We start from the raw sequence: 22,526 nt of genomic DNA, 5'->3' as shown, positions 1-22,526 counted from the left end.
TGATTAATTAAGAGTTGGGTTGTGCGTTGATCTTGTATTTGCAATTTTAAAATCTTCTATTAATTTATTTGCACGGTTAATTAATTCTTTACCATCTGACTTGTCATAGTCATTTAAAATTAACTTCTCTGCCTCAACAAGAGTCTTTTCAGGTTCGTCTGTTAATAAATAAATCACGGCTAAATTATAATATGCGGAGTATCTCATTTTACGGGCTGGTTTACTATCATCAGCATATTTTGTTTTTAAAGTATCAAAATAATCTATTAAAGGTTGCATGCTGCTTTTTAAGTCCTCAATTGGCTGATCCGCTTTCATATTTTTAAATAATTCTCTAACAGCCTGAATAGCTTCTATTTGAGTAGCGCCCTCTTCATTTTTAGCGTCTAAAATCCACAAAATTTGATTTGTGCTAATTGGTTTAAAGCCATAGGAATAGTTTACACTTGAGCTAAACTTCTTCAAAGTCCCGTCTACATAACCTCTTAATGCATTGTCGTGAACCCCATTTCTATTAAGATTGAAAGATTTCATAGCCGATGCAGCGTCCTGAAATTCAGCTGATTTAACCTCGATTTCGTCATTAAAATTCCAATCAAATCCTCCATTAGCAGCAACTGTATCCTTTTTAACCACTGCGTTTTTCAAAAATCTGTTCGTAGATGCAGCTGCTTGTTTAGCCTTTTCTTCCTCAATCTGTTTTGCTGTTAAGGGAATTGGCGTGCGTGGACCAGCTATTTTCGCGTGTGCTCTTCCTGAATATTTTGCTAGTATATAATGGTATTCCCTGCGGCTTGTTACTTTACCTTCTTTGTCCTTATTTTCTTCAATGCGCACTTGAGGTGTAACGCTTTTTTCTACAAAATCCTCAATATATAAGGCGATTTTTACTGTTGCGCTTTCATCAACTTTTTTCCAGCCATAAATATTAATACTTTCATTTAATGAAGTTGGGTTTGCATACGTTTGTATTTTCCCTCCTAATTTAACTTCTGAAGTATAGGTTCTTTTTTCAAAAGGCACTGGCTCTTTTGGTAGTGCTTGATAACTAACATCAAAGTAAAAACGATCTAAGTCTACTTTTTGAGCTGAAATAGTAACAGAAATTAAAAACAACAAAAAAATTAAAGTTTTTTTCATAGGTGTATTTTTATAAATTTGTGACAAACCTATTTATTATATTCAAGAAAAACAATTTATTCTCTTACTAAACTTCAAATAATTCTTCATTTAAAAATTACACAAACTCTCTAATCAGCTGTTCCTTGATATATCATATTAACATAAGGGATTAGTCAAAAAAAATCCCTTATTACATAGTAAGTAGGGACTTGTTTTTAATAGGTTGGTATCTAAAATAGTTCTTCGGTAGTAAATACATCTTGTAATCTTATACCTTTTTCAGTATTTTGAACTGTAATGATTTGGTTGTACGCATCGTGCTCTAAAAATAAATAATGGTTTTGTTCTACGGCAGCGTGCAAAAATTTAGTTTTTTCTGGCATGGTTAGCAATGGTCGTGTATCATAGCCCATTACATAGGATATCGGAATGTGTCCGGCTGTGGCCAATAAATCAGCGCAAAAAACGATGGTTCTACCTTTATATTGAATGTGCGGAATCATCTGTTTTTCGGTATGGCCGTCCACAAAAAAGATTCCAAATCCTAATTCTGATTTTTCAAGAAAATCACCTTCTGGTCTTTTTATAAAATGCAATTGACCACTTTCTTGCATGGGCAAAATATTCTCAGACAAGAACGAAGCTTTCTCCCTCGGATTGGGTTTTGTAGCCCATTCCCAGTGATTTTCATTCGTCCAAAATTTAGCATTTTTAAAAGCTGGTTCGTATCCCGTTTTGTCTCTATTCCACTGTACACTTCCACCACAGTGGTCAAAATGCAAATGGGTCATAAAAACATCCGTAATATCGTCACGGTGAAAACCGTATTTTGCCAAAGATTTATCTAAAGAATGTGAACCCCATAAAGAATAGTATCCGAAAAATTTATCAGATTGTTTATTTCCCATTCCGGTGTCTATCAAAATCAAGCGGTTTTCCTCTTCAATTAATAAACAACGTGCTGCAATATCAATAAGGTTATTGGCATCAGCAGGATTGGTTTTATTCCAAATGGTTTTGGGTACTACGCCAAACATAGCGCCACCATCTAATTTAAAATTACCCGTTTCTATTGGATATAGTTTCATAGTGTATCAAAATTGTAAGCTCTAAAATTAAGCATATTTATTGATACCGTACTAAAAGTGTGTAGAAACAAATTGCACCCAAACCAATACACAACTGAGGTGTAATGGTTTAAGTGCAATTTGATTTTGTATTATTTTTTTAATTGTTGAAATAATTGTTGAAGTTTACTACTTGCTTCAACTTGATGCGGAGTAGATTTAATCAATTGTCTAGTGGTTGCAATGCGCTGCTGTGTGACAGGATGCGAACTAAAAAACTCGGGAATAATGGTATCGCCTTCGTCTTGTAATCTTTTAAACAAGTTCAACATTCCGTTTGGATCTACTTTGTTTTTAATCACAATAGCAAAACCTTCTCGATCAGCCTCTTGTTCAAACTCACGCGAAAAGGATAGCGACTGAAAACTATTAACGTTATCACCAATTGTGGCCATAATTCCGTTAGCATCTCCTAAAATTGCCGAGATAAATAAATAACCTGACAAGTTGCGACAAAGCATTTTCATAGAATGCCTGTGATTAACGTGGGCTGCCTCGTGCCCTAAAAGTGCGACCAACTCATCATAGTTTTTCATCTTGTTTACAATTCCGGAATAAACCACAATGGTACCATCTGGTAAAGCAAAAGCGTTCACAATATCCTCTTCTACAAAAATGAATTTCAATTTCTTTTTGTTGTTTAATTGTAGCTCTTTTGCGAAAGCGTTTAACACTTTGGATTTATCCGAAGCTACATCTGAGAACAGTAAATTATCACTGATAAACGTTCCGCTCATGGTATCATCAAAACTCTCAGGAATAAGGACTACTGATTTTTCGCCAACCCAAGGTATGGCATACATATAGGTCAGTCCGATTAAGGCAAAAATAACCAACGCCAAAACAAGATGCATCTTGAAACCAGAAGCAAGCAATTTTTCATACCAATTGATATGGTTGTTCTCTTTCCTGAATTTCTGAATGGCCGCTGCAAATGTAGCATCGGTTATTTTAAGGATTGCAACACCATCAGTACTTTGTTTGTGCAACTGCAAAGAGTTTCCAGAATTTTCAAAACTAACAGCTAAAATCAACCACCGCTCTTGATGACCCGTTTCGGTTTCAAAAAGAATCATTCCTTTTTGCGTCTCCAACAACAGTGAACAAGGATGAGGAACAGCTGATTTACCATCAAAATAAATTCCTACGGACTGATTACTCATACTTTATACTATAAAATCAATGTCTAAAAAGTCGCTAATATCATCACCTGTCGCGTCTTTAAAATTCTCTTCGGTTTGTTGCAAAGTGTTTAAATCAATCGTGCCATCAAGTTCAATATGATCAAATATAAACTTCATAGTTCTCGTAACAACCCAAGCATAACCAAGACCAAGCGTAAAAATAATCATTAACAAATTAATAATTATAAGGCCTATAAAATCGGCTCCCGTAGCTGTTGATGTAAATTCAATTCTTTTGTCGTCTTTATGTAGCGATAAATTATTAACATAGTACTCAAAAATATCTTTTTGCCACCAAAAAGAGTAAATTCCCAAGGTTATAACACTTAAAAAGTAACCTTTAATGTTCATTAATAAATAATCCCCACCATCACCATCGTAATTCATTTCGGCATCACCAAAGCGAATGTTGCTCAAAACATAACTACGCAGGTTCATTTTAAACCAAGAACCATAAATACCAAGCGTTATTACAGTAAAAAAAATCCATTTAAAAAAAAGTTTGACAAATTCATTCCTATCGCCTCTATAACCAAAACGAACACCACGCCAAGATGTTCTTGACATTCTATACTTATAAGAACCGTGAATTGCTAATGGCATAATAGCTATCACTATCAAATAAAACGATATCAATCCTACTGAGGGCAGGTCTAAATAGATGAAAAGGCTTAAAATCCCAAACAAGATTGCAAATAATATAATGACTTTTATAAAGCCCTTAAACATTTCTTTCCCAGTACCATGAAAAGCAAAAGCATCATCATTTAAAGTTGTTTGCCCAAACATAAATTGGAGCGTTTTGGCTTTCGCCCAAGGATAATAAATTCCTAATGTAACAATTGTTAAAAGCCAATTGACGATTACGATTCCAAAAAAAGCTTTGCCTTCTCCTTTAAAATCTAATTTGTACTCCATCTTTTCAGGTAAAATTTCTTCCATAATAAGTTTGTTTTAGTTATTTGTAAGTTATAGGAGACTAAAAGTAATTTAATTTTTTGAAAAACAACCAATAACTATTTTCTATTTGAAGATTAGTTATAAAAATGTTATTGATTATGGAAAAAGTATTTTATATAGTATCTTTGCGGTTAATTTAGACAAAATCAAGATAACACAATTGGCTTAAAATTTAAAGCTCTGATAATAAAGATGCTAGATGAGTTTTAACAATCAATATGTTATTACAAAACAACATAAACATGATAAAAGTTTCTGATACTGCAAAAAAGAAAATTATCGACTTGATGAAAGACGATGGTTTTGACGCCGCTACAGATTATGTGCGGGTTGGTGTTAAAAGCGGAGGTTGTTCCGGTTTATCTTATGATTTGAAATTCGATAACAACAAAGGCGAAGACGATAAAATATTCATAGACAACGACATTACAATAGCTGTTGAAAAAAAATCATTTCTCTATTTAGCAGGAACCGTTTTAGAATTTTCTGGCGGATTAAACGGGAAAGGATTTGTTTTTAATAATCCAAATGCAACTAGAACATGTGGTTGCGGGGAATCATTCTCTCTATAGTCATAATGTCAAATGTCATAAAGCCGAAAGACTTACAATGACTTTAAAACTTTAGACTTTAAAAACTTTAAGACAAAAAAATATGTCAAAATACACAGAAGACGACTTAAAAATCGAACTCGAAAATAAAGAATACGAATACGGATTTTATACCGAGCTGGAAGCCGAAACTTTTCCTATTGGTTTAAACGAAGACATCGTTCGTGCCATTTCTCAAAAAAAGGAAGAACCACAATGGATGACCGATTGGCGTCTTGAGGCTTTTCGTGCTTGGGAGCAAATGACAGAGCCAGAATGGGCTAACGTACATTATGTAAAACCTGATTTTCAAGCGATATCCTATTATTCAGCACCAAAAGCAGTAGACCCTAATAAAACATTAGATGATGTAGATCCGGAACTTTTAGAAATGTATAAAAAGTTAGGCATCTCTGTGGATGAGCAAAAAATGATGAATAATGTTGCCATGGATATCGTGGTTGACTCCGTTTCAGTAGCTACTACATTCAAGAAAACATTAGGCGAAAAAGGAATCATTTTCATGAGTATTTCTGAAGCCATCAAAGAACATCCAGAATTAGTACGCAAATATTTAGGAACTGTAGTGCCGCAAAAAGACAACTTTTATGCTGCGTTAAACTCGGCCGTATTCTCTGACGGATCGTTTTGTTACATCCCAAAAGGCGTTCGTTGCCCAATGGAACTTTCTACTTATTTCCGTATCAATCAAGCCGGTACAGGACAATTTGAAAGAACATTATTAGTTGCAGACGCAGGAAGTTATGTTTCTTACCTTGAAGGATGTACTGCACCAAGTCGTGATGAAAACCAATTGCACGCTGCAGTAGTGGAGTTAATTGCTCTTGACGATGCCGAAATAAAATATTCAACCGTACAAAACTGGTATCCTGGAAACAAAGAAGGTAAAGGTGGGGTGTATAATTTTGTAACCAAAAGAGGGATTTGCGAGAAAAACGCAAAAATTTCTTGGACACAAGTAGAAACAGGATCAGCAGTAACTTGGAAATATCCATCGGTAGTTTTAAAAGGGGATAATTCAACTGGTGAATTTTATTCTATTGCGGTAACAAATAATTACCAGCAAGCAGATACAGGGACCAAAATGATTCACCTTGGTAAAAACACCAAATCGACTATTATTTCTAAAGGAATTTCGGCTGGTAAATCACAAAATAGTTACCGTGGTTTAGTGCAAATTAGTGCTAATGCGGATAATGCTAGGAATTTTTCGCAATGTGATTCCTTATTAATGGGGAATAATTGTGGAGCACATACGTTCCCATACATCGAAAGTAAAAATCCATCGGCAAAAATAGAACACGAGGCTACGACTAGTAAAATTGGCGAAGACCAAGTTTTTTATTGCAATCAACGAGGTATTCCAACTGAAAAAGCAATTGCATTAATTGTAAACGGTTTCAGTAAAGATGTATTGAATAAGCTGCCAATGGAATTTGCGGTAGAAGCACAAAAATTATTGGAAATTTCTCTTGAAGGTTCGGTGGGATAAAAATTTGTTTAAAGTTTAAGGTTTAAAGTTGAGCAACTTATGACTAACTTTAAACCTTAAACAAAAATGAATGGCGACAATAACTAGGTTTGAAGATTTAGAAATTTGGAAAGAGGCTCGACGACTGGCCAAAGAAATTCATATTATTGCTGTAGAATCAGATTTAAAAAATGATTTTAGATTTAAGGATCAAATAAAAGCATCATCTGGCTCAGTAATGGACAATATTGCTGAAGGTTTTGAAAGAAACGGAAATTTAGAATTTAGACAATTTTTGTCTATCGCAAAAGGATCTGCTGGAGAAACAAGATCGCAATTATACCGAGTTTTGGATTATAATTATATCAATGAAGAAAAGTTTGAAATTTTAAAAACAGACTTCGAAAATTTAAGTGGGAAAATAAACAATTTTATATCATATTTAAACAAGAAAGATTTTAAAGTTACCAAGTTTCAGTAAACACGAGAACTTTAAACTTTAAACTTTAAACAAAAAAAACATGTTAAGTATAAAAAATTTACACGCCTCAATAGGCGACAAAGAAATATTAAAAGGAATTAACCTTGAAGTAAAAGCGGGAGAAATCCACGCGATAATGGGACCAAACGGTGCTGGAAAAAGTACACTATCGGCAATTATTGCAGGAAACGAAAATTATGAAGTGACTCAAGGAGAAATCTTTTTGGATAACGAAGATATTTCAGAATTGGCTCCAGAGGAAAGAGCACATAAAGGTGTTTTCCTTTCGTTTCAGTATCCTGTTGAAATCCCGGGAGTATCAGTGACTAACTTCATGAGAACGGCTATCAACGAAACACGTAAAGCAAACGGTCAGGAAGAAATGCCTGCCAACGAAATGCTAAAAGTGATTCGTGAAAAATCAGAATTACTAGAAATAGACCGTAAATTTTTGTCACGTTCTTTAAACGAAGGTTTTTCGGGTGGAGAGAAAAAACGTAACGAAATTTTTCAAATGGCTATGCTAGAACCAAAATTAGCTATCCTTGACGAAACAGATTCTGGACTAGATATCGATGCTTTGAGAATTGTTGCCAATGGGGTTAACAAATTAAAAAGCGATAAAAATGCTATCGTAGTGATCACACACTACCAAAGATTACTTGATTATATCGTTCCTGATTTTGTTCACGTTTTGTACAACGGAAAAATTGTGAAATCCGGCGGAAAAGAATTAGCTCACGAGCTAGAAGAAAAAGGATACGATTGGATTAAACAAGAACAAGAAGCTTAAAATTAAATAGTCTAAAGTCAAAGGTCTTAAAGTCAAAAGAAAAAAGTAATGGCGAAATTTGGCTCTTTCGAGGAAATTAATTCTTGGCAAAAAGCAAGAATCTTCAACAAAAGAATATACCAAATTACTGAAAATTCAAATTTCAAGAAAGACTTTGATTTCATAAGGCAAATAAGACGAGCTTCTCTTTCTATATCATCAAATATAGCCGAAGGATTTGAGAGAAATACTGACAAAGAGTTTATTTACTTTTTATATGTTGCAAAAGCTTCTGCTGGAGAAGTTCGTTCTCAATTATATTTAGCATTTGATTTAGAATATATTACAAAAGAAGAATTTGAAATACTTTTAGAATCAATAACAGAAATATCAAAATTGTTAAGTGGTTTTATTAAATATCTGAGTCCAAAGTCATAAAGAGGTAACCTCAAGGTAACTTTAAATACTTTCAGATTAGAGACTCATAAATAATGTTACGTTGACAATCCAAAGTCTTTTGACTTTCGACTTTCAACTTTAAGACTTAAATAAAAATGGAATTAAAAGAAAAATTACTATCGTCTTTTATGGCTTTCGAAGAGCGCATCGATGTTCATGCCGAACTTCATGATGTTCGAACAGCCGCATTAAAAAACTTTGAAAATAAAGGTTTCCCTACCAAAAAAGAAGAGGCTTGGAAATATACCTCGCTTAATGCCGTACTAAAAAATGATTTTACAGTATTTCCTAAACAGGAAAATACAGTGCAATATGCTGATGTAAAAAAATACTTTTTACACGAAATTGACAGTTACAAAGTAGTCTTTATTGATGGAGTTTTTAGTTCGCATTTATCAGCTACAACTCACGAAGGCATTGATGTTTGTTTATTGTCATCAGCATTAAACAAACCCAAGTATAAGGAAATAGTTGATGCGTATTTCAACCAAATTGTCAATAAGGAAGAAAGCTTAACCTCACTAAATACGGCTTTCGCCAATGAGGGAGCGTACATTAATATTCCAAAAAGTAAAGTAGCAGACAGACCTATTGAAATCATGTATTTCTCTACAGGTAATGAAGCTGCACTACTAGTACAACCTCGTAACTTAATTGTTGTAGGCGAAAATGCAAACGTTCAAATTATCGAGCGTCATCAGAGTTTGAACGAAAATCCAGTTTTAACCAATTCAGTCACAGAAATTTTTGCTCAAAAACGCGCGATAGTTGATTTTTATAAAATTCAAAATGATAACCTAACCGCTAACCTAATCGATAACACTTACGTTTCGCAACAGGAGGAAAGTAGTGTAGCTGTAAATACATTCAGTTTTGGTGGAAACCTCACCAGAAATAATCTGAATTTTTACCATTTTGGAGAAAGAATTGTGAGTTACCTCAACGGAATTACGATTATTGGCGATAAGCAACATGTAGATCATTACACACTCGTTCAACATGCTACGCCAAACTGCGAAAGCCATCAGGATTACAAAGGAATATTTACGGATCGATCTACCGGAGTCTTTAACGGAAAAATATTTGTAGAAAAAGAAGCTCAAAAAACAAATGCTTTTCAAAAAAGCAATAATATTTTATTGAGCGATAGAGCTACTATCAATGCCAAACCGCAATTAGAAATTTTTGCAGATGATGTAAAATGTTCACACGGTTGCACCATTGGTCAACTTGATGAAACAGCAATGTTCTACATGCAACAACGTGGAATCCCTAAGAAAGAGGCCAAAGCACTATTGATGTATGCGTTCTCAAATGCAGTTATAGAAAGTATTAAAATACCAGAATTAAAACAACGAATTACCAAAATTATTGCTACAAAATTAGGCGTGAAAATGGGATTTGATTTGTAAGATAATTAAAACTTGATATATAAAACCCGACAGATTTTAAAAACCTGTCGGGTTTATTTTTTGGAGTTAAACCCACTATGTATCGCAAATGCAATTCACTGAATAACAAAATAAAATATAAAGTTGGTGAAGTAATCTTTTTTTGTAAAAACCTCAAAAAGGATTTTGATTTCTATCGGGCTAAAATTTATTTTTAGGGATTCCATCCATCAAAAAATTGTCTATTTAACTTTTAGGTATTCTATTGTCCCCAAATAAAAATTCATTTCTCCAAAATAATAGAAGACAAAAAACATATAATTTTCTATTGTCAATGTTTTATAGTCTATGAACTCAAATTAGACTACATTTGAGTACAATTAACATTTGTTTTCTAAGACAAGTTTAGATTGATTTACCATTTCCCTAAAATAAATTATGGCGAAAATGAAATCAGCACTTCCAAAAAGTACTCCTTTAGCACCTTCAAAAAAGCAAAAGTTAGAGCCAAATCAAATTTCTACGAAAGAAGATTCACAGTCTGAATTACATTCTAATCAAGAACTGGTTAAGGCATCCCATGGATTTCCTATAGTTGCAATTGGCGCATCGGCTGGTGGACTTGAGGCGGTTACTCTATTACTACAAAATCTTTCGCCCACGACAGGCATGGCTTTTATATATGTACAGCATTTAAGTCCAGATCACAAAAGCATTTTACCTTATTTATTATCTAAAGTTACTCAAATGAAAGTACAAGATATTGATGATATGGAAAAAATGATTCCTAATAATGTTTATGTAATTCCGTACAACAAAGAAATTGAAGTTGTCGATGGGCATATTAAATTAATTCCACGCCCCGAAAAACGTAAGTCAAATCTATCAATTGATTTACTTTTTACTTCATTGGCAGAAACGTATAAAGAAAATGTTATTGGAGTTGTGCTCTCTGGAAATGCTTATGATGGAACATCTGGCTTAAAAGAAATAAAACAAGCTGGAGGTATTACTTTTGCTCAAGACGATTCGGCTAAATTTGCTAGTATGCCTCAATCCGCAATTGCTTCAGGTGTAGTTGATTTTATTTTATCTCCTTTAGAAATTGGCTTGGAAATAAGCCGAATTAGTAAACATCCTTTGGTTAAACAAAAAGCAATAAAAAACATACCTGAATCAGAAATAGAAAATAATGATCCTGATTTACAGCTTATTTTGCAAGTTCTTCACAAAAACAAAAATGTCGATTTTAGTCATTATAAGATGAATACAATCAAGAGAAGAATGACTCGTAGAATGCTGATCCACAAGATAAAAACATTAAAAGAATATGCGGTATTGCTTCTCGATCAAACTTCTGAAATTGATTTACTTTACCACGATTTACTCATAAATGTAACTGCTTTTTTTAGAGATACCGATGCTTTTTCACTTTTAGAGAATACTATTTTACCCCAAATTATAGAAAACAAAACTGCTGGTGAGAGTATAAGAATATGGATTGCTGCTTGTGCTACAGGTGAAGAAGTATATTCTATAGCTATGTTATTATTAGAAATTCAAGACCTTACATCAAATAATATTCCTATTCAAATATTTGCATCAGATTTAAGTATTGAAGCCATTAATTTAGCGCGTACAGGTGACTATTCTGCCCATCAATTGGCAAATGTTTCTCCAGAAAGATTACAACGGTTTTTTACCAAAACTAAAGATAAATATCGCGTTTGTAAATCCTTGCGAGATATTTGTGTTTTTGCACAACACAACATTTTGCGCGATCCACCATTTTCAAAAATGGATTTAATTAGCTGCCGCAATGTGCTTATTTATTTAGATACAATTGCCCAGAAAAAAGCCATTACCACTTTTCATTATGCGCTAAATGATGGGGGGTGTTTAATGCTAGGGAAGTCAGAAACGATTGGGGCTTCTGGTCATTTGTTTGGAGTTACAAATAAAAAATATAAATTTTATTGCCGAAAAAATTATTCAAGATTAAATACCATTTCCTATTTAAACTCAAGAACAGCAAACAGTATTATGCCAAATAAAAAAATCAATCCAGCTTCAATGCTTAAAAAAACGACTAGCTCTGCAAATGGAAATATTGGTTTAGCTTTCGATTCTGTATTGCTTGAAAACTACGTACCTGCAAGTGTTATTATTAATTACGAATTAGAGATTCTTCAATTTAGAGGAACTACGTCGCTTTATTTGCAACACTCTTCGGGCAAAGCCAGTTTTAATATTTTGAAAATGGCACATCCAGAAATCACATTTGAACTGCGCAATGCCATTCATAACGCCATTAAAACTGAACAAACGGTTGTAAAAATTGGTATTGAAATGAATCGTGATAAAAATGGAAATGCATTTAGAATCATCAATCTAGAAGTTACACCCATAAAGCTTGAAGGAGAAGAACCGTTATTGGTTGTTGTGTTTACAGGTCAACCCGTTTCAGAAGTTGAAGAAGATCCAATAAAATCTACTAAAAATACTTCGGTTGCAAAAGACCGACGCATTAAAAAACTAGAAGAAGAATTGGCAGCCGCAAGAGCCGATATGGGATCCATAATTCTCGACCAAGAATCTACTAATGAAGAATTGCAAAGCTTAAATGAAGAAATTGTTTCGAGCAACGAGGAGTTACAAAGTTTAAATGAGGAATTAGAAACTTCTAAAGAGGAAATAGAATCTACTAACGAAGAACTTACTACAAGTAATCAGGAATTGCAAGCTCGTAACCAACAAGTAGAAGAATTATATTCTTACTCTGAAGCTATTATGTCTACCATTCACGAACCCATGCTTATTCTTGATAAAGACATGAAGATTCGTTCTGCAAATAAATCTTTTTGTAAAACCTTTCATGTGTCTGAACAAGAATGCGTGGGATTATCACTTTATAAATTAAATAAAAATCAATGGAATTTTTCTGGATTACGAGAACTTCTTGAAGAGATTGTGACCAATAATGTTCATTTTCATGATTTTGAAATTGATCATACCTTTTCAAATATCGGACATAAAATACTACTGTTAAATGCGCATAAAGTAAGTCAACCAAGCAAAAACGAAGAGCTAATTGTATTGACTATAATTGATGTTACAGCAGCTAGAAAACTAGCTTTGGCAACACGGGAAAATGAGATAAAAATTCGTGAAATTCAATTAAAAGCCGAACAAGAAGCCCTAAAAATCATGGAGGATAGCAACAAGCGCTATGATATGATGCTCATGCAATCACCATTTTCCTTTGCTATTTTGAAAGGAAAAGACATGAAAATTACACTTGCTAACGATAGTGTAAAAAAAGTTTGGGGTAAAGGAAATGACATAGAAGGAAAATCATTGTTTGATGTTTTGCCAGAAATAGTAACTACCTCACTTCCTAATATATTGGATGAAGTATTTACCAAAGGGAAACCATTTAATGGATATGAACTTCTTGTGCCGCTTTTACGAAAAGGAAAAATGGAAGATGTATATTTCAATTTTGTATATCAGCCTTACTTGGAAGCGGACAAAACCATTTCGGGTGTTGCAGTAATTGCTTATGAAGTTACTAAGCAGGTGCATTTGAAAGACCAATTAATAGAAGCTATTGCCAATGCAGAACATAAAACTAAAATTGCTGAGGACGCACTAAAAGCCAAGCAACAATTTTTGTCTAACATGAGTCATGAGATTCGAACACCAATGAACGCCATAATTGGATTTACAAATGTGCTACTAAAATCAGAATTAAACAGCCATCAAAAAGAATGTGTTAATGTAGTTAAAACCTCTGGAAATTCTTTAATTGTAATTATTAATGACATTCTTGATCTTGCCAAAGTTAATGCTGGAAAAATGAATTTTGAAGAAAACCCATTCAATTTAAAACAGACAATTTCGGAAATTTTTCAATTATTTGTAGTGAAATGTGAGAAAAAGAAATTAGAATTAATAAAAAATATTGACAGCACTATTCCAAATATAGTTTTGGGCGACGATATTAGATTGCGACAAATATTTTTGAATTTAATAAGTAACGCCATTAAGTTTACCGAAAAAGGGAGAATCACTTTAGATATAAAAATTCTTGACCAAGGTGCCGAAAAAACCACTATAGAATTTGCACTTACTGATACCGGAATTGGTATTCCAGAAAACAAACTCAATACTATTTTTGATAATTTTGAGCAAGCATTTGATGCCACATCAAGATTGTATGGCGGAACCGGATTAGGACTTGCTATCGTTAAACAATTAGTAGAACTTCAAGGCGGAAAACTGTTTGTAAAAAGTAAATTAGGAAAAGGTTCTACTTTTGGTTTTTCCATGAGTTTTAAAAATACCAATCTCGAAATGCCAGTTGAATCAGCAACTCAATTCAATAAAAACGATAAACTTACCAATGTAAAAGTGCTAGTTGCAGAGGACATGCCTCTCAATCAACTTTTAATAAAAATTATATTAGAAGATTTTGGACTAGAATGTGACATTGCAGAAAACGGGAAAATTGCTATAGAAAAACTCCAGAATAACACTTATGATATTGTATTAATGGATATTCAAATGCCAGAAATTAATGGCTTTGAAGCAACAGAATTTATTAGAAAAAAAATGAAGTCTAAAATTCCAATTATTGCTTTAACTGCAGATGTTACTACTATAGATATCAAAAAGTCATTGGAAATAGGTATGAATGATTACATCTCAAAACCAATAGACGAAAAATTATTATATAATAAAATTAAATATTTATTAATGCGATAAAGCATAATTATAGAAGCAAATAGCTTGGACATTTTAGCTAACATTGCAAGTCTTTCTATTACATTAAAAAGTTTCAAAATACTCGGGACTTTTTTATTTTCCCTTCATCTAAAATACGTCTAATATTCGAAATACAGAATACTACAACCAATATTCCATGTCTGTTTAAGGATTTTATATCTCACTAATTTATAGATGTACCTGCAAATACAAAATCTATATATAAGCCTAACAATCCCTAAAATTAGAATCAATCCACCAAAAGTCCTTTTGATGTTTTTGATTTTACCGTTTAAAATTACACTAAAAAAGTAATAACTAGTTAACCCAAATTATTACATATTCAATTTAAAAAGATATATTTTTACAAAGGCTTTTTTTCTAAACTCCCAATCACACCTTTCAACATTTCATTAAAGTCAAACTCAGGACCTTCTAAACCCAATCTTACTACCACTAAATCAAGTGATGGGGTTATAAACACCATTTGTCCTTGAAAACCACTGCAATGATACATATCTTTTGGAACATCTCGGAAATGTCCGCCAGCATTAAGCCAAAAATGCCCGCCATATCTTCCCTCAGATCTATTAGTAGGAGTTGTTATGTATTTCACCCAACTTTCATTAAAAATTTGTTCCCCGTTCCAGTTGCCTTTGTGCAAATAGAGTAAGCCAAACTTAGCCCAATCCCTAGTAGTTGCCCAACCGTAGGACGAGCCCACATAATTTCCAGCCATATCGGTTTCGATAACCATAGAATTCATTCCTATTTTATCTATTAAATCGGTGTACCAAAAATCTAAATATTCTTGATGTGTTTTGAACTGCTTTCGCAAAATACCTGAAAGTAAATTAGAGGTTCCTGAAGAGTAATTCCAACGCATATTAGGTTTGTATTCTGCCGGTTTCTCGAGTTGCGCTCGGGTCATATCTTCGGCTTGAAAAAGCATTTTGGTCGCATCGCAAATAGAAGCGTAATCTTCCACCCATTGTAAACCAGAGTTCATGTGAAGCAAATCACTTGTGGTTATCAATTTTCGGCTGTCATTTTTCCATTCTGGGATGGGCGCTGGATCATCAATATCAAACTTTCTTTGTTTCTCTAAAACGCCAAACATGGCGCTCGTGATACTTTTGGTCATGGACCAACCTAATAATTTACTGTTTTTATCAAAACCCGTATCATATTTCTCGGCAATAATTTTGTCTTTATAAATTACTAAAAGGGAACGCGTCCTCTTTTTCAATTCTCCTTGCACATCAAAAGCATTGGCTACAGCCACATTCAATTTGGTATAATCAACGTTAGCAAAAATGGTATCTCTAGGTTCTTTATTTCCGTACGGAAAAGGTAGATTGTTGTTCAATTTTGTTCTTTTGGGAACCAAATACGGTTTTGAAACATCAAAATCATCGTTGATTAAAGTGGCTCCTAAACCTTCACGGTAAATGGCTTTTCGTTCTTTTATACCGTAAACTGAGGCGATTGCCCATTTTTCTGCTTCATCAATTTGGTTCGTAGCCAAATCCATCATGTCGATATCATTGTCGCCTTTTTCAATAAGCGACAGCGAACGATGATCTAAAAAATGTCCCGAAGCAATACTTTTGGCTGAAAAGCCCGAAATTAAATCCAGTTTTGGATAAGTTGTAAATCCAAAATAACAAATACCGACAAGCAAAGCAATGACCGCAATTTTGACAATTTTTTTCATAAGCGCTTCTTTATCCTGCAATTTATTAAAAACATTTCAATCTTTTTGATTTTAATAAGGCATAACTACAAAATAATTTGGCTATCAAAGTATAACAAGAAAGTATGAAAAACTTAGAATTCTTAATTTCAAAACGGTTTAATTTCAGTACTTTTGTAACTAGATTTTTTCTAAATAATTATGCTAGACATTCAAAAAATAAGAGCCGATTTTCCGATACTTACTCAAAAAGTAAACGGAAAACCATTAGTCTATTTCGATAACGGAGCTACAACTCAAAAACCACAAGTGGTGATTGATGCGATAGCGAAATACTACCAAGAAATCAATGCTAATATTCATCGTGGCGTACATACTTTGAGCCAATTAGCAACAGATGCTTACGAAGAATCCCGAAAAAAAATTCAAAATCACATCAATGCAAAATTTTCTCATGAAGTACTTTTTACCTCTGGGACTACACATGGTATTAATGCAGTAACTAATGGATTTGCTTCGATTTTAAAACCAGGTGATGAAATTTTAGTTTCGGCATTGGAACACCACAGCAATATTGTGCCTTGGCAAATGTTGTGCGAACGTACAGGAGCAATTTTACGTGTCATTCCTATGAATACGGATGGCGAGTTGATTATGGCCGAATACGAAAAATTGTTGTCGGAAAAAACAAAAATTGTAACGGTAAATCATATTTCGAATGCGCTAGGAACAATCAATCCTGTTAAATACATAATTGAAAAGGCACACGAAGTAGGTGCTGCGGTTTTAATAGATGGTGCACAAGCTGTTCCGCATTTAAAACCAGATGTACAAGAACTAGATTGTGATTTCTATGTTTTTTCAGGACATAAATTGTGCGGACCAACAGGTACCGGAATTTTATATGGTAAAGAAGAATGGTTGAATAAATTACCGCCCTATCAAGGTGGTGGCGAAATGATCAAAGAAGTGACTTTCGAGAAAACAACTTATGCAGAACTACCTCATAAGTTTGAAGCAGGAACTCCCAATATTTCTGGTGGAATTGCACTTGGAACTGCGGTTGATTATATGAACTCAGTTGGTTTTGACAATATTCAGCAGCAAGAAAAAGAATTACTGGAGTATGGAACCCAACAATTATTAACCATTGAAGGCTTAAAAATTTACGGTACAGCCAAAGAAAAAACCTCTGTAATTTCATTTAATATAGAAGGAATTCACCCGTACGATATTGGCACCATAATTGACAAATTAGGAATAGCGGTGCGCACAGGACACCATTGTGCACAACCGATCATGAATTTCTTTGAGATTCCGGGTACCATAAGAGCTTCGTTTGCGTTTTACAACACCAAAGAGGAAATTGACAGTCTTGTTGCTGCGGTAAAAAGAGCCCAAAATATGCTTGCTTAACGATAAATCAAAACCTTATGAAAACAGTACTAGCTTTAGTTGCCACCGTAATTCTTGGATCTACATGCAGCAACAAGAAACAATCCGATTTAGATAATACTGTGATTGAGTACACGGCTAATACGAGAGGTTTTTATCAAAAAATCATTCTTGCAAATCACAAGTTAAGCGTAAGCAGCGAGCGTAATGGGACCGAAAAACCAACGGGAACCGCTATTGCGGATGCGGATTGGAAGGAACTTGTAATGGCTTTTCAAACTATTGAGCTAAATGATTTAGCAACATTAAAAGCACCTACAAAAAAACGATTTCATGACGGAGCTGCGATTGCCAATTTAAAAATAGTGCATCAGGAAAAAACCTATCAAAGTACATCATTTGATCATGGTACTCCACCAAAAGAAATTGAAAAATTAGTAAACAAAATCAATGCTTTGGTTGAAACCAACTAAAACACATTAAAATAAAATCAATGACGATAAAAGAGATACAAGACGAAATTGTGGACGAATTCTCTCTATTTGATGACTGGATGGAGCGTTACGAATACATTATTGAATTGGGTAAAAAACTACCTTTGATAAAGGAAGAATACAAAACAGAAAACAATATCATCAAAGGGTGCCAGTCAAAAGTATGGCTACAAGGAGAACAACAAAAAGATACTATTGTTTTTACGGCTGATAGTGACGCCATTTTAACCAAAGGAATTATTGCCATTTTGATTCGTGCTTTTAGCAATCAAAAAGCCGCAGACATACTATCTGCCAACACGGATTTTATTGATGAAATTGGCTTAAAAGAACATCTATCGCCCACTCGCGCTAATGGACTCGTCTCGATGATAAAAAATATAAAAATGTATGCTTTGGCATTTGAGGCAAAGAATTAAATCTCCTTAAACCATATAAAGGCAAATAAGTTAAAATAAAATTGAAAAGGAACAAAATATAAACTTAGAAGACTCCATTATATTTAAGAATGGCTTGAAAATGTAGTAAATTAAAAAGTATGACAAAAACTTTTCTAAAAGATTTAGTATATCAAGTTAATGGTGCGGCTATTGAAGTCCATAAATATCTTGGCCCAGGTCTTTTAGAAAGTATTTATCATAGCTGTTTGAAAAAGGAATTATCAATGAGGGGTATTGAATTCGAAACGGAATTTAAAATACCAGTATGTTACAAAGGTTTAGCACTTGAAACAGGTTTAAGATGTGATTTATTGGTTGAAAAAAGTTTAGTTGTAGAACTTAAAGCACTAGAAAAGGTGCTGCCGATTCATGAGGCCTAAATTCTAACTTACATGAAACTGCTAGAAATCCCAATGGGATTATTACTAAACTTTAATGTAACTCATATTTTTAAAGAAGGTCAAAAAACCTATGTCAATAAAAAATATTGACATCTCAATGATTAAGCTAAAGACTTAAATGATATTACGTTACTTACATGGTTGAAAAAAATTATACACACACCAATGCCGATTTAGCCACCTAAAAATACTAAAAGTCAAAACGGTTAAATTGAAAATAAACACGAAACTTAAATGACCTTATGTGACTTATATGGTTTAAAAGATAATAAATATAAATTGTTGAAACATGACACAAGAAATAGACACTAACGAATTAGGAGAAGCTATCGTAAAAAAATTAAAAACTATTTACGATCCAGAGATTCCTGTAGATATTTACGAATTAGGCTTGATTTATGACGTAATGGTAAACACAGATTACGAAGTAAAAGTTCTTATGACACTAACTTCACCAAATTGTCCCGTTGCAGAAAGCTTACCAAAAGAGGTAGAAGATAAAATTAAATCTATCGAGCATGTAAAAGATGCCGAAGTTGAAATCACTTTTGATCCACCTTGGAGCAAAGATTTAATGAGTGAAGAAGCCAAATTAGAATTGGGGATGTTGTAAAATTTGTTCCAGGTTTAAAGTTTAAGGTTGAGCAACTTTGAACTTTAAACCTTTTAAACTTTTCGAAATGGAAGAAATAATAAATAAAGTTGCCAATAGTGTGCTCGAAGTTTTCGATCTCGAGGATTATTACCCAAAAGGGATTCGCACACAAATTGATATTTCGCAATGGTTACTGGAAGGTTTTCTTTTACGAGAAAAAAACTTCAGAGAAGATCTCAAAAATCACGATTGGTCACAATACCAAGATCAATATGTAGCTATACATTGCAGTACTGATGCCATAGTACCAGCATGGGCATCTATACTGGTTGCCATTCAACTTGTGCCTTATGCAAAAAAAATAATCAATGGGAATTTAGAAGATCTTGAAGCCTCCTTATACGAAGAATTATTGCCAAAAATCGACTATTCGGCTTATCAAGACAAACCCGTAATCCTCAAAGGATGCTCTAAAAAACCTGTTCCGATGCGAGCGTATCTTTTAGCAACCAGCCACCTACAGCCTTTTGCCAGAAGTATTATGTATGGCGAAGCATGCTCAGCTGTACCATTGTTTAAGACTAGTAAAAAAGAATAACTCTTGTTGCGTTTCTGCGTGTGAAAAACCATTTTTTCAGTACTCTACTGGGTTTAAATCTGTATAATGCAATTTAAGTTAGTTGTTTTGATGTCACTTAACGGAAATATTTGTTTTTCATCTAAAAATTAGAATTGCTATTTTTGTCATCACCCACTACTAATTTTTAGATCACAAATACGGCTACAATAGTTTGATTTTAACACATCAAATTCATTTAATCCGTAGCTTAACTTTATGTATTTCAATACTTTAAAACTAAATAGCAATTCATTCTTTAAAGTGTAATTATTGTATCCCTATTTACTATTTCGAGGAGAATAAATACCTACACCACTCTGTTATCGTTTTAATTTTCAATAACTTACAAGAAGCCAACTCATTGTTTTTTTATATATATTTGTTTTTTAAAATAACAAATATGAAAAAAACACTACTCGCATTTATCTTTCTTTTGGCGTTATCAGTTACAAACGCTCAGGAAACTCCTAAGGATTCTACCAAAGCTTGGACTAGAAAAGGAAATATTGCTGTACTCTTTAGTCAATCTTCGTACAATAAAGAATGGCTGGGTGGAGGAACCTCAAACATAGCTGGGAATTTTGGTTTGAACTACGATTTCAATTATAAAAAAAACGATGTCGTTTGGGATAATAAATTCATATTGGCATACGGATTAAGTAAAATAAAAGGTAACGAACGTACCGCTAAAACAGATGACCGTTTAGAAATTAATTCTTTATGGGGTAAAAAAGCGTCCGGAAACTGGTTCTACTCGGCTTACTTTAATTTTAAGACTCAAATGGACACTGGTCTAGATAATAAAAATGGTCTCAGAATATCACATTTCTTTTCTCCGGCTTATTTCCAGATGGGACCAGGTATGTTGTGGAAAAAGAACGAAAATTTAAGCGTGAATTTTGCCCCAGCTGCTGCAAAAGCCATATTTGTACACGATCATTTCACAGAATTAGGCCCGTCATTTGGTGTGCTTCAAGGAGATACTTCTCGTTTTGAGTTAGGAGCCAGTGTCTCTGCTTACTACAAAGTAAATATCATGACCAATGTATCTATTCAAAACCGATTGAATTTGTATTCTAATTATCTTGATAACCCACAAAACGTGGATGTTGATTACCAATTGAATGTGGTGATGAAAATCAATAAGTACTTATCAGCAAATATTGCGGTACAAGCCATTTATGATGATAATGCCATAAAAGGCATTCAAGTAGGACAATTATTTGGTTTGGGTGTAAACTACGGATTGTAAACATAAATCAAATCTACTATTATAAAAAAGGCCTTTTGGAAATTTCCAAAAGGCCTTTTTTATAATATTGACTATCTTAATGGACAGGTATTAGTGCATATAAAAATCTTAAAGAGTTATTTCTAAGCTATTGCAGTTACATATTGACTAAATAAATAAATTTAATCTAATAAATAAGAGTGTGTTAGATAAAATTTTTCGGTTTTTTTTAAATAAATTTCGATGCGAAATTAGGCTCTTTAATTATTTTCCTTTTCTAGTTGACCAACTTTTTCCCAGTTAGGATCAATATTTAAAGCAACGGCAATATATACATCTTTTCCATTGTTTTTAAATGCAGTTCCTTGACTCATCTGGGCATTTACTTCATTTGGTGTCAAATTATATATAGCACCTGTTATGGGATCAATAATAATCCCTATTAAACCGCCAATTACTATATTCCCAAGATACCAAGCATTAAACTTTTTAGTTAATTTTGTTTGATACGTTTGATATCCTTCTAGTTTTAGCATGACACTATGTTCACTCTTTCTTGCAAGTTTGATTTCGAATGGTGTCTTACCAACTTCAATCTCATCAATAAAAATAGTTGCCGTTGACGGGTTACTCGAAAACTTCACATTTTGTTTTGACCCTGAAATAATTGTAGCACAACTTGACATTAAAAATGTCAAAGCAAATGAACAAGTGATAAGTTTGTTTCTCATTATAATATTTAGTTAAGTTTAATTAAGTTGTAACTGATACTGTGATAGCTTTGTTACATCACCTTCATAAAAATAAAAGTCAACTTTAATTCTGTAGCAAGATGACCCAAAAATACTAGGTTCTTTCTTCTCCGTTACTTTTACAATATTAGCACCATTTTCACGAGCTAAATTTCTAGCTTTAATTAAATTTGAGTTGAAATCACAATCAGTTGAAAATCCTGAATCACCAAATTTTGCTGAACCAATTTTTTTTGAATTTTCGGGAACATTATTTTCTATGTCAAGAAATGCAACTTTGTTTTCAATTGTCAATGGCTTTAATTGTTCTGTAAAACTGGAATTTATACTTGCTCCGCAACTAATGAGAAAAAAGCATGAAATTCCAAATAATAGTTTTCTCATATTTTTTTTATTTAATTTAATTTTATTGGAATAATACTCTTAAAATTTACGCTATACGAACACTAACTTCCAAAATTATTCTGGGCAAATATAACTGATTTTAACTACAAAAAAATAGAGCTTAAAAATTATATTTCGTTTTGAACATTCTTGTTTCAATGGCATTATTATCAC

20 protein-coding genes and 1 pseudogene are annotated in these 22,526 nt (G+C 33.2%); 14 read left to right on the top strand and 7 right to left on the bottom strand.

The window, feature by feature from the left end; all coding sequences use genetic code 11:
• Positions 1 to 3: 3 nt before the first annotated feature.
• The 4 genes from FJV36_RS01790 to FJV36_RS01775 form a co-directional block, all read right to left on the bottom strand.
• A complete protein-coding gene (locus tag FJV36_RS01790) occupies positions 4 to 1,140 on the bottom strand; it encodes a hypothetical protein (RefSeq protein WP_158730386.1) in 1,137 nt (378 codons plus the stop codon).
• Positions 1,141 to 1,352: 212 nt separating this feature from the next.
• The gene (locus FJV36_RS01785; RefSeq protein WP_158730387.1) at positions 1,353 to 2,210 is read right to left on the bottom strand and encodes an MBL fold metallo-hydrolase; all 858 of its coding nucleotides are present in this window, start codon (positions 2,208 to 2,210) and stop codon (positions 1,353 to 1,355) included.
• Between the two features lie 131 nt (positions 2,211 to 2,341).
• Positions 2,342 to 3,412, bottom strand: coding sequence for a M48 family metallopeptidase (locus tag FJV36_RS01780; protein ID WP_158730388.1), 1,071 nt, complete (start codon positions 3,410 to 3,412; stop codon positions 2,342 to 2,344).
• 3 nt (positions 3,413 to 3,415) lie between these two features.
• The gene (locus tag FJV36_RS01775; protein WP_158730389.1) at positions 3,416 to 4,375 is read right to left on the bottom strand and encodes a YjgN family protein; all 960 of its coding nucleotides are present in this window, start codon (positions 4,373 to 4,375) and stop codon (positions 3,416 to 3,418) included.
• 260 nt (positions 4,376 to 4,635) lie between these two features.
• On the opposite strand from FJV36_RS01775, the gene FJV36_RS01770 reads away from it, so the two are divergent.
• From FJV36_RS01770 to FJV36_RS01740, 7 genes are all read left to right on the top strand, one after another.
• Positions 4,636 to 4,965 carry an iron-sulfur cluster assembly accessory protein gene (locus tag FJV36_RS01770; RefSeq protein ID WP_144890116.1) on the top strand — a complete coding sequence of 110 codons (330 nt, stop codon included), beginning with the start codon at positions 4,636 to 4,638 and terminating at the stop codon, positions 4,963 to 4,965.
• A gap of 82 nt (positions 4,966 to 5,047) precedes the next feature.
• Positions 5,048 to 6,496, top strand: coding sequence for a Fe-S cluster assembly protein SufB (sufB, locus tag FJV36_RS01765; protein ID WP_158730390.1), 1,449 nt, complete (start codon positions 5,048 to 5,050; stop codon positions 6,494 to 6,496).
• Positions 6,497 to 6,566: 70 nt separating this feature from the next.
• Positions 6,567 to 6,956: a four helix bundle protein gene (locus FJV36_RS01760; protein WP_158730391.1), complete on the top strand. Its 390-nt coding sequence runs from the start codon at positions 6,567 to 6,569 to the stop codon at positions 6,954 to 6,956.
• Between the two features lie 40 nt (positions 6,957 to 6,996).
• Positions 6,997 to 7,749: a Fe-S cluster assembly ATPase SufC gene (gene sufC / locus FJV36_RS01755; RefSeq protein WP_144890122.1), complete on the top strand. Its 753-nt coding sequence runs from the start codon at positions 6,997 to 6,999 to the stop codon at positions 7,747 to 7,749.
• Between the two features lie 48 nt (positions 7,750 to 7,797).
• Positions 7,798 to 8,166, top strand: coding sequence for a four helix bundle protein (locus FJV36_RS01750; protein ID WP_158730392.1), 369 nt, complete (start codon positions 7,798 to 7,800; stop codon positions 8,164 to 8,166).
• A gap of 116 nt (positions 8,167 to 8,282) precedes the next feature.
• The gene (sufD, locus tag FJV36_RS01745; protein WP_158730393.1) at positions 8,283 to 9,599 is read left to right on the top strand and encodes a Fe-S cluster assembly protein SufD; all 1,317 of its coding nucleotides are present in this window, start codon (positions 8,283 to 8,285) and stop codon (positions 9,597 to 9,599) included.
• A gap of 426 nt (positions 9,600 to 10,025) precedes the next feature.
• Complete coding sequence (locus tag FJV36_RS01740) at positions 10,026 to 14,345, top strand: CheR family methyltransferase (RefSeq protein ID WP_158730394.1); 4,320 nt, start codon at positions 10,026 to 10,028, stop codon at positions 14,343 to 14,345.
• Positions 14,346 to 14,709: 364 nt separating this feature from the next.
• Here the strand turns inward: FJV36_RS01740 and FJV36_RS01735 are convergent, their stop codons facing one another.
• Positions 14,710 to 16,062: a serine hydrolase gene (locus tag FJV36_RS01735; protein WP_158730395.1), complete on the bottom strand. Its 1,353-nt coding sequence runs from the start codon at positions 16,060 to 16,062 to the stop codon at positions 14,710 to 14,712.
• A 180-nt stretch (positions 16,063 to 16,242) separates the two neighbouring features.
• Between FJV36_RS01735 and FJV36_RS01730 the strand changes: the two genes are divergently transcribed.
• The 7 genes and pseudogenes from FJV36_RS01730 (at position 16,243) to FJV36_RS01700 (ending at position 21,237) form a co-directional block, all read left to right on the top strand.
• A complete protein-coding gene (locus tag FJV36_RS01730; RefSeq protein WP_158730396.1) occupies positions 16,243 to 17,457 on the top strand; it encodes an aminotransferase class V-fold PLP-dependent enzyme in 1,215 nt (404 codons plus the stop codon).
• Positions 17,458 to 17,474: 17 nt separating this feature from the next.
• On the top strand, positions 17,475 to 17,909 hold the full coding sequence (locus tag FJV36_RS01725; protein ID WP_158730397.1) for a hypothetical protein: 435 nt from the start codon (positions 17,475 to 17,477) through the stop codon (positions 17,907 to 17,909).
• A gap of 20 nt (positions 17,910 to 17,929) precedes the next feature.
• A complete protein-coding gene (locus FJV36_RS01720) occupies positions 17,930 to 18,349 on the top strand; it encodes a SufE family protein (RefSeq protein WP_158730399.1) in 420 nt (139 codons plus the stop codon).
• Positions 18,350 to 18,468: 119 nt separating this feature from the next.
• Positions 18,469 to 18,861, top strand: a pseudogene (locus FJV36_RS01715) (GxxExxY protein).
• A 199-nt stretch (positions 18,862 to 19,060) separates the two neighbouring features.
• Positions 19,061 to 19,384, top strand: a complete 324-nt coding sequence (locus tag FJV36_RS01710) for an SUF system Fe-S cluster assembly protein (protein WP_086455167.1) — start codon at positions 19,061 to 19,063, stop codon at positions 19,382 to 19,384.
• 67 nt (positions 19,385 to 19,451) lie between these two features.
• Positions 19,452 to 19,964 carry a DUF2480 family protein gene (locus tag FJV36_RS01705; protein ID WP_158730400.1) on the top strand — a complete coding sequence of 171 codons (513 nt, stop codon included), beginning with the start codon at positions 19,452 to 19,454 and terminating at the stop codon, positions 19,962 to 19,964.
• 421 nt (positions 19,965 to 20,385) lie between these two features.
• Positions 20,386 to 21,237: a DUF3078 domain-containing protein gene (locus FJV36_RS01700; RefSeq protein ID WP_158730402.1), complete on the top strand. Its 852-nt coding sequence runs from the start codon at positions 20,386 to 20,388 to the stop codon at positions 21,235 to 21,237.
• Between the two features lie 239 nt (positions 21,238 to 21,476).
• On the opposite strand, the gene FJV36_RS01695 is transcribed toward FJV36_RS01700, so the two are convergent.
• Together FJV36_RS01695 and FJV36_RS01690 are read right to left on the bottom strand one after the other, a co-directional pair.
• Entirely contained in the window at positions 21,477 to 21,947 is a 471-nt protein-coding gene (locus FJV36_RS01695; protein ID WP_158728978.1) for a PEGA domain-containing protein, read from the bottom strand.
• Between the two features lie 18 nt (positions 21,948 to 21,965).
• Positions 21,966 to 22,352, bottom strand: a complete 387-nt coding sequence (locus FJV36_RS01690; protein WP_158728977.1) for a hypothetical protein — start codon at positions 22,350 to 22,352, stop codon at positions 21,966 to 21,968.
• Positions 22,353 to 22,526: the final 174 nt, after the last annotated feature.

The organism is Flavobacterium sp. I-STPP5a, assembly GCF_009764685.1.
In the GTDB taxonomy this organism is placed as follows: domain Bacteria; phylum Bacteroidota; class Bacteroidia; order Flavobacteriales; family Flavobacteriaceae; genus Flavobacterium.
This window is presented reverse-complemented; position numbering and strand designations above follow the sequence as displayed.